This is a genomic window from Variovorax sp. S12S4, from assembly GCF_023195515.1.
In the GTDB taxonomy this organism is placed as follows: domain Bacteria; phylum Pseudomonadota; class Gammaproteobacteria; order Burkholderiales; family Burkholderiaceae_C; genus Variovorax.
Map to the genome: position 1 here is coordinate 4,740,257 of NZ_JALPKR020000002.1, position 14,611 is coordinate 4,754,867.

The window sequence follows — 14,611 nt, forward strand, 5'->3', positions numbered from 1 at the left end:
AGGTGTTCATGGAATTTATTTTATCCGGGTAAAACCATCAAATGCAATATAACCCGGATAAAAATATCAAGGCGCTTCGCCGCGCACCCGGCGCCAGAAGCGATGTGCGCGCCAGTTGAAGGCGCGCACCACGCGCCAAGGGCGGCTCTCGCGGACGAGCGTCAGTACGTGGTCTTTCCACGCTTTCCAGCGCGGATACCAGCGGGCGAACAGCGGAATGCGCATGAGCGCCGCTTCGACCAACTGGAAGATGCGCGCCACGATGGCGGTGCCCACCAGCTTTGCGACGACCAGCAAGCTGACGGCGGTTGCCGAGTGGCCGTGGCCGAACAGGTAGAGCGCCAGCACCTTGACCGGCAACAGCAGCAGCACCGGCAGAAAGAAAGCCAGCAGCGCGCCCCATGGAGGCAGGTTGCGCAGCCAGTTTTCCGCGCGAGCCCAGAGCGGCAGGCGCGCCAGCCGGGCGGCCAAGGCGGCCAACGGCACCCAACCCCATTCCTCGAAAAGCAGCACCGGCACCAGCAGCACGGCCATCAGCGTGCGCAGGAGTTTTCGGGGTACGGAGGCGGGACGAGGGCCGGCCGGCGGGGGAGAGGACGGGGGAGGGATTTGCACTGCGGCGATTGTGCGGTCTGCCGCCGGTACCCCCCGAATGGCCGCCTTCCGCCCTATGGCAAACTCCAGCGCTTTATTCGCCAAGCACCGCCGGCCAAGCCGACCGTGCGTGACAGGGACGTCATTCAGACATGCAGAAAATCATTCGCCAGCTTGCCGCCGAGATCAAGGTAGGCGAGCACCAGGTGAAGGCGGCCATCGAACTGCTCGATGGCGGTGCCACGGTTCCGTTCATTGCCCGCTACCGCAAGGAGGTCACCGACGGCCTCGACGACATTCAGCTGCGCGAGCTCGAAGCGCGCCTGGCTTACCTGCGTGAGCTCGAAGACCGCCGCGCCGCAGTCATCAAGAGCATCGACGAGCAGGGCAAGCTCACCCCCGAATTGCGCGCCGCCATCGAATTTGCGCCGACCAAGCAGGAGCTCGAAGACCTGTACCTGCCGTTCAAGCAGAAGCGCCGCACCAAGGGCCAGATTGCGCGCGAATTCGGCATCGAGCCGCTGGCCGACAAGCTGCTGGCCGACCCGACGCTCGACCCCACGGTGGAGGCCAAGGCCTTCCTGCAGCCCGCCACGACGCTGGACGACGGCAAGCCGGGCCCCGATTTTTCGACTGTGCCGGCCGTGCTCGACGGCGTGCGCGACATTCTTTCGGAGCGCTGGGCCGAAGATGCGGCGCTGGTGCAGGGCCTGCGCGAATGGCTGTGGGCCGAGGGCCTGCTCAAGTCCACGCTGATGGCCGGCAAGGACGAGAACAACGCCGACGTCGCCAAGTTTCGCGATTACTTCGACTACGACGAGCCGATCGGCCGCGTGCCTTCGCACCGCGCGCTGGCCGTGTTTCGCGGCCGCGCGCTCGACATCCTCGACGCCAAGCTGGTACTGCCGGTAGAGCCCGAACCGGGCAAGCCCAGCATTGCCGAAGGCCGGATCGCGCTGCACCTGGGCTGGAGCCACGCAGGCCGCCCGGCCGACGACCTGATCCGCAAGTGCGTGGCCTGGACCTGGCGCGTGAAGCTCGCGCTTTCGACCGAACGCGACCTGTTCACCCGCCTGCGCGAAGACGCCGAAAAGGTCGCCATCAAGGTGTTTGCCGACAACCTGCGCGACCTGCTGCTGGCCGCTCCCGCCGGCCCGCGCGTGGTGATGGGCCTCGACCCGGGCATTCGCACCGGCGTTAAGGTGGCCGTGGTCGACGCGACCGGCAAGCTGGTTGAAACCGCGACCGTGTTTCCGCACGAACCGCGCAAGGACTGGGAAGGCTCGCTGCACACGCTCGGCAAGCTCTGCGCCAAGCACGGCGTGAACCTGATCGCCATTGGCAACGGCACCGCGAGCCGCGAGACGGACAAGCTGGCTGCCGACCTCATCAAGCTGCTCGCCAAGATGGCCGCACAAGCCGGCGCACCCGAAATGAAGGTCGACAAGGTGGTGGTGAGCGAGGCCGGCGCTTCGGTGTATTCGGCCAGCGAATTCGCCTCGCAGGAAATGCCCGACGTGGACGTGAGCCTGCGCGGCGCCGCCAGCATTGCGCGCCGCCTGCAAGACCCGCTGGCCGAACTCGTGAAGATCGACCCCAAGAGCATCGGCGTGGGCCAGTACCAGCACGACGTGAACCAGAGCGAACTGGCGCGCACGCTGCAGGCCGTGGTGGAAGACTGCGTGAACTCGGTGGGCGTGGACCTCAACACCGCGAGCGTGCCGCTGCTCAGCCGCGTTTCCGGCCTCTCGGCCAGCGTGGCCAAGGCGGTGGTGCGCTGGCGCGAATCGAATGGTGCGTTCTCCACGCGAAAGCAGCTGCTCGACGTGACCGGCTTCGGTCCCAAGGCGTTCGAGCAGAGCGCGGGCTTCCTGCGGATTCGCGACGGCGCCGACCCGCTGGACATTACCGGCGTGCACCCCGAGACCTACCCGGTGGTTGAACAGATCATCGTGAAGACCGGCAAGCCGATCGCCGAACTGATGGGCCGCGCCGAGATGCTCAAGACGCTCAAGCCCGAGCTGTTCACCAACGAGAAGTTCGGCGTCATCACGGTGAAGGACATCCTCGGCGAACTCGAAAAGCCGGGCCGCGACCCGCGCCCCGACTTCAAGGTGGCGCGCTTCAACGACGGCGTGGATGACATTGCCGACCTGAAGGAAGGCATGATCCTCGAAGGCACCGTGAGCAACGTGGCCCAGTTCGGCGCCTTCATCGACCTGGGCGTGCACCAGGACGGCCTGGTGCACGTGAGCCAACTGAGCCACAAGTTCGTGAACGATGCGCGCGAAGTGGTGAAGACCGGCGACATCGTCAAGGTCAAGGTGATGGAAGTGGACGTGGCGCGCAAGCGCATCGGCCTCTCGATGAAGCTCGACGCGGCCCCCGCCCGCCGCGACGGCCCGCGCGACAACCGCTTCGAAGGCGCGGGACGCGGCCAGCAACAGGGTTCGCGCCGCGACAGCACGCCGCAGCCCGCGGGCCAGATGGCCAGCGCGTTTGCCAAGCTGCAGGGGCTGCGCAAGTAAGCCGTGCCGCACGGTTCTTGCTGATGCCGCCGGCATGACGATGAAGGCACTGCGCATCTATGCCGGCCCCGCGGCCCGCAAGCACATCGAGGCGAACGGCCTGCGCCCGCAGGACGTGCGCACCATTCCCGGCGCCGCGGGCGGCCCCAAGGGGCTGATCCTCGGCCCGCTCGACCGCTTCATCTTCGGGCGCTGGCTTACGCAATCGAGCCAGCCGGTGCACCTGGTGGGCGCATCGATTGGGGCATGGCGGCTTTCGACGGCCTGCCTGTCCGATCCGCAGAAGGCCTTCGAACGCTTTGAGCACGACTACGTGCGCCAGCAGTTCGAAGTGCCGCCGGGACAGAAGCGCCTCCGCCCCGACCAGCTGAGCGCGCGCTTTGCCGAGAGCCTGCACGACTTCTACGGCGGGCGCATCGGCGAGGTGCTCAACCACTCGCGCTACAAGCTCCATGTGGTGACCTCTCGCGGCCGCCACATCCTCGGGCGCGAGGGCAGGGCGCGCACGCCTTTTGGCTACCTGGGCGCCTTTGCCACAAACAGCCTGCACCGCAAGAGCCTGGGCGCATGGCTGGAGCGCTGCGTGTTTTCCACGCCCGGCGCGGCCCTGCCTTTCGGCACCAACGACTTTCGAACGCGGCAGCACGCGCTCAGCGAAGAGAACTTCAACATGGTGCTGCAGGCATCGTGCTCGATTCCGTTCCTGCTTGCCGCGGTCCACGACATTCCGGGCGCGCCGCGCGGCGCTTATTGGGACGGCGGCATCACCGACTATCACCTGCACCTGGACTATCAGCCGGCCGACGAAGGCATCGTGCTGTACCCGCATTTCCAGCAGGCCGTGGTGCCGGGCTGGCTCGACAAGGGCCTGCGCTGGCGACACAAGTCCACCGGCTTCCTCGACCGCATGGTGGTGCTTGCGCCGGACGCCGACTGGGTGCGGTCGCTCCCCAACGGCAAGCTGCCCGACCGCAAGGATTTCATCCGTTTTGCGAACGACGCGCAGGCGCGTATCGGCGCCTGGAGCAGGGCCACGCGCGAGGCCCAGCGGCTGTCGGATGAGTTCGAGGCGTGGCTTTCAACCGGGCGCACGCAGGACCTGCTGCCGCTCTGAAAACGTATCGCCGGGGCAAACCCTGAGGCTGTGGGCGCGCAGCGCCTTCGAGAATGGGCCGTTCACTCTTTTCAGAGAAAGCCGCCCCTCATGCAGCAGGCCCCGATTTCACGCCGCCGATTCACCCTTGCCGCCGCAGCGGCCGCAACCATCCCGATGCCGACGCTGGCCCAAAGCGCCTGGCCCAACAAGCCGATCCGCATCATCGTGCCGTACACGCCGGGCGGGTTTACGGACCAGATGGCACGGCTGGTGCAGGTGGGCCTGCAGGCGCGGCTCGGCCAGCCGGTGCTCGTCGACAACAAGCCCGGTGCCAACAGCCTGATCGGCGTCGATGCCATTGCCAAGGCCGCGCCCGACGGCACCACCTTCGGCGTTGTCATTGCGGCCTATGCGGCCAACACCACGCTGTACCCCAAGCTGCCGTATGACCCGAAGAAGGACCTGAGCGGCGTTTCGTTGATGGGCGTGTCGCCGTTGCTGGCGGCGGTCAACGTCGATGCACCTTTCAAGACCGCGCGCGAACTCATCGACTACGCGCGTGCCAACCCGGGCAAGGTGAGCTTCGGTTCATCGGGCAACGGCTCGGCCGCGCACCTGACGACCGAGCTGTGGAAGTCGCTCACGCAGACCTACATGATCCACATCCCGTACCGCGGCGCGGTGCCGGCACTCACGGATTTGATGGGCGGCCAGATCCAGCTGTTCTTCGATGCGCCCACGGGCCTCATCAACCAGGCGAAGGCGGGCAAGGTGCGGCTCATCGGCGTGGCCGGAGACAAGCGCCTGGCCGCCGCTCCCGACGTGCCCACCTTCATCGAGCAGGGCTTTGCAGGCTTCACCGGCAGCACCTGGGCCGGCATGCTGGCGCCCGCGGGCACGCCGCGCGACATCATCAAGCGCATGTCGGAAGAGGTGGCGCGCGTGATCAAGAGCGACGAGACGCGCGCCAAGCTCGATGCCATGGGCACGATTCCGGCGGGCAGCACGCCCGAAGAATTCGACGCCTTCATCACGGCTGAAACCACCAAATGGGCGAAGGTGATCCGCACCGCCGGCGTGAAGGCGGAATAGCGGAACAGGTGAGCGAAGAAAGCCTCAGGCCGCCAGCACCAGCACCTTGAACTGGCTCGGCACGATCCGCATGCCCACGATGTTGCAGCGGTTCTGCACCGACAGGCTGGTCATGCGCGTGCAGGGCGTGCCCTTGAGCAGCACGGTGAACGCACCCGTGATGTGGCGCGAAGGCCCCATCACGGTCTGCGACACAACGCCCATCAGCACGCCCGCGTTGTCGCCGTTGGTGATGGGCGTGGTGGTGGCCAGGTTGTGGGCCGGCGTGCCGCCGTAGAGGATGTTCCAGGCATTGGGAATGGCCGTAGGCCCGAGCGCGAAGTTCGGGTAAGGGATGGGCAGCGCCGGCGGCGTCTTGCAGACATCTGGAAATGCGAGGTCCATTCCCATCATCTGTGCGTTGGCAAACATGCGTAAGGCTCCTTCAATCAACCCATGTGGATCTGCTCGGCATCGACCTTGACCAGCCCTTTGCTGGTCAGCAGCGTGTTCTTCGAATGCAGGCGCAAGGTCTGCTCTGCCTGAATGTCGATCTGGCCGGCACGCACCTGTTCCATCTCCTCGGTCAGGCGGAAGCTCGAGCGGGTGAGCAGGTTGAGGCGATCCAACACCACCTCGCAGGTGCGCCCGACGAAGCGCGACACCAGCACGCTGAAGCGGATGCGGGCGCCCTGGTAGTCCATCTCCCCGATCTCGCAATGGGCCCGCCGGGCCTGCGCGCGCCACTCGGGCGACTGCATGGCGATCGAGGTGTCCGACTCCAGCGCCATCGGGCCGGCGCTGCGCGCGCGAATGCCACCTGAGCGCGAGACCAGCGTCAGGTCGCCGTCGACGGCCAGCGTCGCCTGCCGCGGGTCGGCCTGGACGACCACCGCGATGACGAAGCTGTCGCCCTGGCGGGTCGAGGTGATCAGCACCGTATCGCCCGGCGCCGGCAGCAGCAGGCAGCTGGCGACGCGCCGGCAGCGCAGCGACCCCTGGCCGTCGTCGAGGTCGACCTCGAACCAGGCATCGCCATCGCTGGAGATCACCGTGGCGGTTCGCGTGCCGGAGTCCGCGCGGGCCGCATGCGAAGCGCGCTGCATCAGCGGATCCAGCACGCCTTGCGTTGCATGGCGTGCAGTGGCAATCGTGTCGCCGGCGGTGGTCCGGGTGGTGTTGCGGGTGGAGGTCATGGGCTTTCTTTCTTGGGGCGGCGGCCATGGATGTCGCGGTCCAGGCGAGATGGGCGCTCGGGTTGCTGCAGCGCCACCTTCTCGGCTTCGTACAGCGCAGGGTCCCGGTCCAGCGTACCCAGGCGGGTACTGAACCTGGCGCCGTCCAGGTCGGCGCGATGAAACACGGTGCGCAGGAAAGCGGCATCGCGGAAGTCGGCCTGCACCAGCGAGGCGTAGGAAAAATCGGCGTAGTCCAGGCGGCTGCCGGTGAATGCGGTCTGCCCGCAGTGCGCGCGATGGAACACGCCTTGCTCGAGCTGCGCCTGCGAGAAGTCTGCGCCGTCGAGATGGGCGTCGACCCAGATGCTCTGCTGGAAATGGCCGCGCCGCGCATCGACGCCGCGCAGGTCGGCCTCGGGAAACAGGCACTGCATGGCCTGCGCCCCTGCCAGCACCGCATTGCGCAGGTCGGCCCCCTTGAAGTTGCACTGCGTGAGGCGCGCATCGCGGAATTGGCACGCCGTCAGCACCGCATCGATGAACTGGCAGAGGTGGAACTGCTGCCCGGAGAAGTCCTGCTCCGAAAGATCCGCCTCGCTGAAAATCGCGTTCGTGAAGCTGGCTTCGGCGTAGCGCGTGCCCGCCAGCGCTGCGCGAAAGAAGATGGTTGACGAGAAGGCCACCGCATTGAAGGACGCGCCCGTCAAGTCGCACTCGGAGAACACGGCTTTGTCGAGGCTGGCACGGTCCAGGCAGGCGTTGCGCAGCTCGCTTTGATGGAAGTTCGCCTGGTCCATGAAGGCCTCTTCCAGCCGAATGCCCCACAGCTTGCAGCCGCTGAACACCGAATGCGGCATGGAGGCCGCATCCAGCACCGCATCCTGCAGGCTACACTCGTGGAAGGCGGCGCGCGTCAGCTCCGCCGCCGGCAACTGCGCCTGGTCGAAGCGGCATTTCTCGAAGAGGGATTCGCCCAGGCGCGCGGCATCGGCCTGAACGCCCCGGAAGCTGCAGCCGCTGAACACGCCGCCGCGCAGGTCGATGCCTCTCAGGTCCATGTTGCTGAAGTCCTTCTCGCGGACCGGCTCGCCATTGCGGACCTGGGCTGCCAGTGTCTCGGCGTTCACGCGCCGCTCGCCTCGGGGCGCCGGGGCAGTGTCTTCATCTGGTCGATGTGGGCACCCAGGGTAATCGTGCCTGGGGTGATGAGGATCTGGGAGACATCGGCACGGAACAGGTTGGCCTCGCCCAGGTCGGCATCGGCCAGGCAGGCCTTCTGAAGGTTGGCATTCATGAGATTGGCGAGCCGCAGGGAGGCACGCGTGAAATCGGCGCGGATGAAGAGGCTGTCGGGCGCCGCCGCCGCGCGCAGGTCCGCGCCCTTGAGCGACGCGGAAGAGAAATCGCAGGTATCGAGCGTAGCCCGCCTGAAGTTCGCGCCATCGAGAGGCAACTCGCGCAGGGTGCAATGCACCAGCGTCGCATCCTCGAAGTCGGCCTCGCGAAGATCCGTGGTGCCGACGAAGCTGGTGGTCTTGAGCAAGGCATGCCGAAACCGGATGCCCTTGTGCAGCGGCGTGTGGGCCCAGCTGCAGGCTTCGACGGTGGCGCCGGAAAAATCCACCGACTCGAATTCGGCCTGCACGAACAGCACCTTTTCCAGGCGTGCCTCGCCGAAGTCGCAGCGCGTCAGCCGGCAGTGTTCGGCCATGCTCATGTAGCGGAGGTCGGCGCGCCGAAGGCTGCAGTCCGCGAGTTCGATCCCCTGCAGCAACAGATGGCTCCACCTCGCTTCGTCGAGACAGCAGCCGTCGAGGCGCAGCTTTTCCATCTGCGTGCGCTCGAAGCGGGCCTGCGCGAAGTTTGTGTTTTCGCAGCGCGCGAGGCTGAGGTTTGCACGCTCCAGGTTGCAGCCCGTCAGCGAGGCCTGGCGCAGGTCGGCGCGCACCAGCACCGATTGGCTCAAGTCGGCGCCATCCAGGCGGGTGCCCTGGAGGAGGGCGCCTTCGAGCAAGGTCTGGTGCATGCGGGCGCCCCGCAGATCGAGGCCCGACAGGTCGCAGCCTGTCAGATCCATGGCGGACAGGTCGCGGTCCGCGGCCATGGCGGCGAGCACGCGTTCGCGGGCCTGCGCATTCTGTTCGGTAGCCATCGGATCGGCAGCGGCCTGGTGGTGGGCCGCCATGCGGTACAGCGTCAGCATGTCCTGCCGGCCCCGCTGCCCGAGGGCCTGCAGCTCGGCGTGCTCGGCGGCGCTCATGGCCGGGGTGCCCGTGGCCGCGGCGATGCCGGCCAGGCCCTCGACGATCGTCTCAGCCTCGAATTTCGGCGGGCCCTTGAGCTGCGCGTTCCGGCTTTCCTCGGTGATCCGGCTGCTGTCGAAGCCCGCCTTGCGCGATTCGGATGCGTTGTCCCGGGCCGCCTTCGCGACCTCTTGCCTGGCTTCCTCCAGCTTGCGTTCCTGTTCGCGCTGGTAGGCGCGTGTCTTGTCGATGAACTCGGGCAGTTCGGCCAGCGTGGGCATCTTGTCGAAAGGCTTCGGCAGGGGGCGTTCCCGGAAGTGGCGCGCCTTGTGGCCGGCCTCCAGTCCGCGCGCCGTCAGTTCGGCGCGCAGGCGCTCGCCCTTGTCCTTGATGTTCCTTGCCAGGATCGATTCGCGCGCGTCGATCTGGTCCAGCCAGGGGCCAATGGCCGAGGCCGGCAGCAGTTCCTCGTCGAGCAGCGCATGGATCGCGCCTTTCTCCAGGTTGCAGCGATTCTCGAAGACCTTCTCGTAGTGGGAGAGGGGGCGCGGCGGGCTGTCTGCCGCCTCCATCGCCGGCATGACATGCGTGATATCCGCGGCATCGTCCTCGGCGATGAGCGTCTCGCCGTGAAAGATCAGCATGACCTGCGCCATGTGCGGGAAGAACCAGGCGGTGGTCAGCCGCAGCTGCACCTCTTCCAGCGCAAGGGGCCGCGCAGACTTTCTCGCCACGAAGCCGCGTGCGCGCAGATCCGGAAGCCTTCCGCGCAGCACCGCATGCTCTGGGTGCATGTTCCAGATCTCGTAGGGCGCGGCTGCGGGAATGGACAGTTCGTCGTTCCAGCGCTGTTCCGGAGCCGCGGCGTTGAAGAACTGCCAGTCCATGTCGCGCGCAAAGCCGGGGTAAAGCGTCTCGCGCCACTGGTCGCCGTAGTCCGTTCCCAGCAGCTTCAGGCGCTCGGGCAGATCGACGTCCATCGCGCCCGGGCAGGCCGGGGCCGGCCTGCGGTCGGGGCGGTCCACGCCGTCGCCCGGGCGTTCGACGTTGGGAAGCCGCTGCACCAGCAGGCCATTGATCATCTCGGGTGCGTACCCGATTCCCGCGGGGTTGGCGGCAAAGCCGGGGCCACCGAACGCGTGCCGCCAGTCCAGGCGCATGGTGTCGAAAGACTGCGGCTCGGTGGCGCGGCCATCCAGCCAGTAGCGGTCGCCCGAAACGAGGAACTGGCGTCGCAAGGTGCCGACGCGCAGGTCGACCGCGCAGCGCGTCTTGTCCTGCTGGTGGCAGGTGTAGGCCTGGCCGCTCACCAGGAATTCGGGCCGCAGCTTGGGAATGCCGAGATCGATTGCGGACTGGTTTCCCAGTTCGGCAGAGACGGTTTTCCAGAGCTCCGTCTCCGGCAGCAGCACGCCTCCTTCGCCGAGGGTGTGCATGCCGATCACGGTGAGTGCGAGACGCTGGCTTTGCGCGCGCAGGAAGGGTCGCGTCAGGATGCTCAGGCGCAGGGGTTTGATGGTTTTCACGGCGGCATCAGCGCCTTGCGCCGCGGATCACCAGCGGGGTGTGCCTGCGGTCGATGGCCAGTCGCGAAGGGTCTTGCGGGTCCTGCAGTAGATGAATGTCGGGCCGGCCCGCGGAAAAATGGGCCAGCAGGTCCTCGTCGATGAGCGTGCGCAAGGTGGTCTGCTGCTGGATGCCGGCGGCATCGACGTAGGCAACGCCCAGCTGCACGGCCGTCATGCGCTGCCCGATGGGGCCGCGCCGGGAGTAGCCGCTGGGCGAGCGCACCAGGGAAACCGCGACGCCCTGCAGCGGACGCCCGCTGGTCTGCAACTGCTGCCACAGCCGGCCTTCCTCGGCATAGGCGCGATGGCTCATCAGCGCCACCGCGAGCACGATTGCGGCGAGCGCAATCACGCCCAGGCTGACGATGCCGAACACCCCCCACAGCACGATATCGAGCACGTTTTCCACGCTTCAGAGCAGGATCTTGAGCGCCTGGATGCCGGCGCGCAGGCCGCCCGTCTTGATCTCCGTGCCCACGAGCTGGATGAGCGCACCGGCATCCCCCAGCGACATTGCCTTGTTCTTCCACTCTGCGCCCACAGCCTCCAGCTTCACGCCGATGGCCTGCGCCTGCACGCCGATGGCCATCGAACGCACGGCCACCACGCCCAACGAAATACCCGACACGTCCATGTTCAGGCCGGTGCCGCCCAGGCGGAACCACCTCCAGTCGCTGCTCTTGGAGTAGTTGTTGGTGTAGGAGACGGAGTTGTTGGTGTAGTTGACCGTCAGGTTGTTGTAGGTGTTCGACGTCGTGTTGTAGACGCTGGTGTTGATGACGTGCTGCGTCGTGTTGTGGATGTGGTTCGTCGTGTTGAAGGTCACGTCCGGGGAGGTGTGCACCGTCGGACCGGTCACCGTGGTGTTCGAGGGGCCGTTGACCAGCACGGTGTTCGAGGTGTCGATGGTGTCGTTGCGTCCGCCGCTCACGAAGCGAATCTCCTTTCCATCGATGGTGCCGTGGAAGCCGCCGGTGATCGCAAGGTTGACGCCGCCGCTGATGGTGTCGTTCAGGCCACCGCTGAGCGTGCGCTTCTTGCCGCCCGAAATGGTCTGCGTGACGCCGCCGCTGACCGTTTCGCTGAAGCCGCCGGTCACGTCGCGCGTGTCGCCGCCGGTAATGGTTTCTTTCGCACCCGCGGTGATGTCGCGGGTTTCGCCGCTCTTGTAGGTGGCCGATTCATGGCCTTTGATGAGCGTGGTGCGCGTGCCGTCTGTGGTGTGCGTTTCATCGGCTTCCACCTCGACGTCGAGGTTGCGCTCGGCGTGCAGCAGGATCTGCTCGGCGCCGCTGCGGTCTTCGAAGCGGAGCATGTTGGCCTGGTTGGCCGCGCCGCCGGTGCTCGATCGCGTGAGGATGCCGCTGGCCGTGGCGTTTGCGGGCAACTCCCACGGCGGCATCTGGTCGTTGTTGTAGACGCGGCCGGTGATGATGGGGCGGTCGGGCTCGCCGCCGATGAAATCGACGATCACTTCCTGGCCGACGCGCGGCATGTGCATGGTGCCGTAGTTGGCGCCGGCCCAGTTGCTCGACACTCGCACCCAGCAGGAGCTGTTTTCATCCGACTGGCCGTAGCGGTCCCAGCGGAACTGCAGCTTCACGCGGCCGAAGCGGTCGGTCCAGATTTCCTCAGGGCCGACGACGGTGGCGGTCTGCGGGCCGTTGGTGCGCGGCTTGGGCGTCTTGCGCGCGGGCCGGTAGGGCACGTTCGAAGGCAGCACCGTGAAGTCGAACTGGCAGATCGATTCCGTGCCGGTGCCGGTGGAGTACTCGGGCTCCTGCAGGTCGTAGCGGGTTTCGGTGATCAGGTATTCGCGGTTGTCCGACTCGCGCGGGCAGTGCGTCATCTCGAACAGATAGCCGGGCGCCATGCCGACCACGTTGGTGTGGCCCGCGGCGAGCTCATGTGCGCACTGCAGCTCCTGCAGGCGAATCTTCGCGTAGGTGTCCCCTTGCTGGTGCTCGCTGTAGCCGCCCAGCCATTCATAGACTTCATAAGTCGAATGGTCGTGGCCCTTGGGATCTTGCCGCACGCTTTGCAGCGAGGCGCGCGACTTCTTGAAATCGAAATCGTCGAGCATCACGCGGCCCGAGGTGATCTGCTCGGACGCGCGCCACTGGTCGATGCAGGGCTCCATCGCATGAAGCACGCGGTCGCGCGGCCGGTACGGAATGGTGGCGTAGCCCGGGAGCTTGCGGTAGCCGCCGGTGTCGTCGGCCAGCACCAGCAGATGCGAGTTGTTGGCGTGCTCGAAATGGTAGGCGATGCCTTCGTGCTCCATGAGGCGGCTCACGAAAGCGAAATCGCTCTCCTGGTATTGCACGCAGTACTCCCAGGGACGGTAGCTGCCCGTCAGGCGCTTTTCGAACTCGAAGCCGTACTTTCCCAGCACTTCGTCGAGCACCTCGGGCACGCTCTTGTTCTGGAAAATGCGGCAATCGGTCGTGCGCGTGAGGTACCAGAGCCACGGTTGCACCAAGGCGCGGTACACATAGTGCCGGCCGGTTTCGTTGGCGCGGCCCACCAGCTCGAAGCGCACCACGGTACCGTTCAGGAAACGCGGCGCGCCGCCGTCGGTCACTTCGATGGTGAGAGAAGTACCAAGCAGTTTCTTCAGGTCGAGGTTGAAGCTCGGGCTGACCATGTCGACCTCGAACTCGAACAACTGCGACAGTGCTTCCCGCCCCCGCATGGCGCGGAACTTGAGCTGCTCGGCGCTGAGTACGGTGTGAACCTGGACGGTACGCGTCATTCGGAATTTCCCTCGCCCTTGGGGCTTGTTCGGATGCAAAGCCTTCGGTTGGCAGTCTAGAAATTCCTTATGTCATATACATGACGTGGCTGTTCGGGGGCTATTGTTTGGGGCTGCCGCTCGGGGCTCTTGTTCAGGGCGTGTGCAAAGGCCACCGGGTACTCCCCTCCGCGAATGTCCCCCGGCCTTCGGCCTCCTCCTTTATTTCGCTGCGCGGAGCACCCGATGCCCTGTGCACTGGGGCACGCTGCTGGTGCAACGCTGATCAACGACCAGCGCGTACTACGCACCCGCCGATGGGGAGCCTTGCGCAGCGAAATAAAGGAGGAGGGGCGCAGCCCCGGGGGACATTCGCGGAGAAAGGTACCCCGTCGGCGGGAGCGCCGCCCCGAACAGCAGCGTTCCTACAACCCAAAAGGCTCCTACATCGACGCTTCGAGCATCGCCCTGTAGTCGTCGCGCGTAGCCAGCCGCGGGTTGGTCTTGTGGCAATGGTCTGCCATGGCACCGTCGATGATCTTCTCGAACAACTCGGGCGTCACGCCTACTTCAGCCAGGCCCTTCGGCATGCCGAGACGCGCATTCATGTCACGGATGGCCTCGGCCAGATCGCCGGCCGAATCGAGGTGCATGGCCCGGGCCATGCGTTGCAGCCGCTGCTCTTTCTGCACAGACTCCGCACCCGCATTGAAGTGGATCACCGCAGGCAGGAAGAGGGCGTTGAGCGTGCCGTGGTGCAGGCGTGGATCGACGCCGCCCAGGCTGTGGCTCAGCGAATGCACGCAGCCCAGGCCCTTCTGGAAAGCCATGGCGCCCTGCATCGATGCACTCATCAGGTTAAGTCGCGCTTCGCGGTCGCTGCCGTCCTTGGTGGCGCGCTCGATATGCAGCCAGGCACGCTCCAGCCCGTCGAGACCGATGCCATCGGCCGGCGGATTGAAGGCCGCCGACATGAAGGTTTCCATGCAATGCGCAATGGCGTCCATGCCGGTGGCAGCCGTGAGCCGCGGCGGCAGGCCGAGCGTGAGCTCGGGGTCGCAAATGGCCGCCTTCGGCATGAGGAACCAGCTGTGAAAGCCCAGCTTGCGGTGGTCGTCCACGATAACGATGGCACCGCGTGCCACCTCACTGCCGGTGCCGCTGGTGGTGGGCACCGCAATGATCGGCACCACGCGCTCAGTGATCTTGGGTGAGCCGCCTTCGATGGTGGCGTAGGTCTTGAGCGGGCCTTCGTGCGTGGCCGCAATGGCGACGCCCTTGGCACAGTCGATGGCAGAGCCGCCGCCCACTGCAATGAGTCCGTCGCACCGTGCGCTGCGGTACAGCTCGACAGCCGCGCGAACGGCCGCCTCCGTCGGGTTGGAAGGCGTCTGGTCGAACACCGCCACCTCGAGGTCGGCGATGGCGTCGACCGCCTTCTGCAGCACGCCGGCGGCGCGCACGCCCGCATCGGTCACGATCAGCGGGCGGGTGATGCCTATGCGCGCGCATTCGCTGGACAGCAGCTTGATGGCGCCGAACTCGAACTGGATCTGGGTGAGGTATTGAATGAGGGCCATGGGCGTTGATGCTTGGGGC

At 66.3% G+C, this 14,611-nt stretch carries 11 protein-coding genes; 3 read left to right on the forward strand and 8 right to left on the reverse strand.

Features of this window, described 5'->3' with window-relative positions:
- Positions 1 to 66: 66 nt before the first annotated feature.
- Positions 67 to 615 carry a hypothetical protein gene (locus M0765_RS23245; protein WP_342456039.1) on the reverse strand — a complete coding sequence of 183 codons (549 nt, stop codon included), beginning with the start codon at positions 613 to 615 and terminating at the stop codon, positions 67 to 69.
- A 131-nt stretch (positions 616 to 746) separates the two neighbouring features.
- On the opposite strand from M0765_RS23245, the gene M0765_RS23250 reads away from it, so the two are divergent.
- The 3 genes from M0765_RS23250 to M0765_RS23260 all read left to right on the forward strand — a co-directional run bounded on the left by M0765_RS23250 (position 747) and on the right by M0765_RS23260 (position 5,310).
- Positions 747 to 3,122, forward strand: coding sequence for a Tex family protein (locus M0765_RS23250; protein ID WP_258506137.1), 2,376 nt, complete (start codon positions 747 to 749; stop codon positions 3,120 to 3,122).
- 40 nt (positions 3,123 to 3,162) lie between these two features.
- On the forward strand, positions 3,163 to 4,236 hold the full coding sequence (locus tag M0765_RS23255; RefSeq protein WP_258508407.1) for a patatin-like phospholipase family protein: 1,074 nt from the start codon (positions 3,163 to 3,165) through the stop codon (positions 4,234 to 4,236).
- A gap of 90 nt (positions 4,237 to 4,326) precedes the next feature.
- Entirely contained in the window at positions 4,327 to 5,310 is a 984-nt protein-coding gene (locus M0765_RS23260) for a tripartite tricarboxylate transporter substrate binding protein (RefSeq protein WP_258506138.1), read from the forward strand.
- 24 nt (positions 5,311 to 5,334) lie between these two features.
- Here the strand turns inward: M0765_RS23260 and M0765_RS23265 are convergent, their stop codons facing one another.
- The 7 genes from M0765_RS23265 to M0765_RS23295 form a co-directional block, all read right to left on the reverse strand.
- Entirely contained in the window at positions 5,335 to 5,721 is a 387-nt protein-coding gene (locus M0765_RS23265) for a DUF4150 domain-containing protein (RefSeq protein WP_018904446.1), read from the reverse strand.
- A gap of 17 nt (positions 5,722 to 5,738) precedes the next feature.
- Positions 5,739 to 6,485, reverse strand: coding sequence for a DUF3540 domain-containing protein (locus M0765_RS23270; RefSeq protein WP_258506139.1), 747 nt, complete (start codon positions 6,483 to 6,485; stop codon positions 5,739 to 5,741).
- Complete coding sequence (locus M0765_RS23275; RefSeq protein WP_258506141.1) at positions 6,482 to 7,594, reverse strand: pentapeptide repeat-containing protein; 1,113 nt, start codon at positions 7,592 to 7,594, stop codon at positions 6,482 to 6,484. Before M0765_RS23275 ends, M0765_RS23270 begins: the two co-directional genes overlap by 4 nt.
- Positions 7,591 to 10,236 (reverse strand): DUF2169 family type VI secretion system accessory protein, encoded by a 2,646-nt coding sequence (locus M0765_RS23280; RefSeq protein WP_258506143.1) that lies wholly within the window; start codon positions 10,234 to 10,236, stop codon positions 7,591 to 7,593. Before M0765_RS23280 ends, M0765_RS23275 begins: the two co-directional genes overlap by 4 nt.
- Positions 10,237 to 10,243: 7 nt before the next feature.
- Positions 10,244 to 10,687 (reverse strand): hypothetical protein, encoded by a 444-nt coding sequence (locus M0765_RS23285; protein WP_258506145.1) that lies wholly within the window; start codon positions 10,685 to 10,687, stop codon positions 10,244 to 10,246.
- A 3-nt stretch (positions 10,688 to 10,690) separates the two neighbouring features.
- Positions 10,691 to 13,033, reverse strand: a complete 2,343-nt coding sequence (locus tag M0765_RS23290) for a type VI secretion system Vgr family protein (RefSeq protein WP_258506147.1) — start codon at positions 13,031 to 13,033, stop codon at positions 10,691 to 10,693.
- A 422-nt stretch (positions 13,034 to 13,455) separates the two neighbouring features.
- Positions 13,456 to 14,592, reverse strand: coding sequence for an iron-containing alcohol dehydrogenase (locus M0765_RS23295; protein WP_258506148.1), 1,137 nt, complete (start codon positions 14,590 to 14,592; stop codon positions 13,456 to 13,458).
- Positions 14,593 to 14,611: the final 19 nt, after the last annotated feature.

What these genes read in the sequence shown, in the direction of transcription:
- M0765_RS23250 (WP_258506137.1), top strand. Translation starts at nt 747, where the DNA reads ATGCAGAAAATCATTCGCCAGCTTGCCGCCGAGATCAAGGTAGGCGAG.
- M0765_RS23255 (WP_258508407.1), top strand. Translation starts at nt 3,163, where the DNA reads ATGAAGGCACTGCGCATCTATGCCGGCCCCGCGGCCCGCAAGCACATC.
- M0765_RS23260 (WP_258506138.1), top strand. Translation starts at nt 4,327, where the DNA reads ATGCAGCAGGCCCCGATTTCACGCCGCCGATTCACCCTTGCCGCCGCA.
- M0765_RS23265 (WP_018904446.1), bottom strand. Translation starts at nt 5,721, where the DNA reads ATGTTTGCCAACGCACAGATGATGGGAATGGACCTCGCATTTCCAGAT.
- M0765_RS23270 (WP_258506139.1), bottom strand. Translation starts at nt 6,485, where the DNA reads ATGACCTCCACCCGCAACACCACCCGGACCACCGCCGGCGACACGATT.
- M0765_RS23290 (WP_258506147.1), bottom strand. Translation starts at nt 13,033, where the DNA reads ATGACGCGTACCGTCCAGGTTCACACCGTACTCAGCGCCGAGCAGCTC.
- M0765_RS23295 (WP_258506148.1), bottom strand. Translation starts at nt 14,592, where the DNA reads ATGGCCCTCATTCAATACCTCACCCAGATCCAGTTCGAGTTCGGCGCC.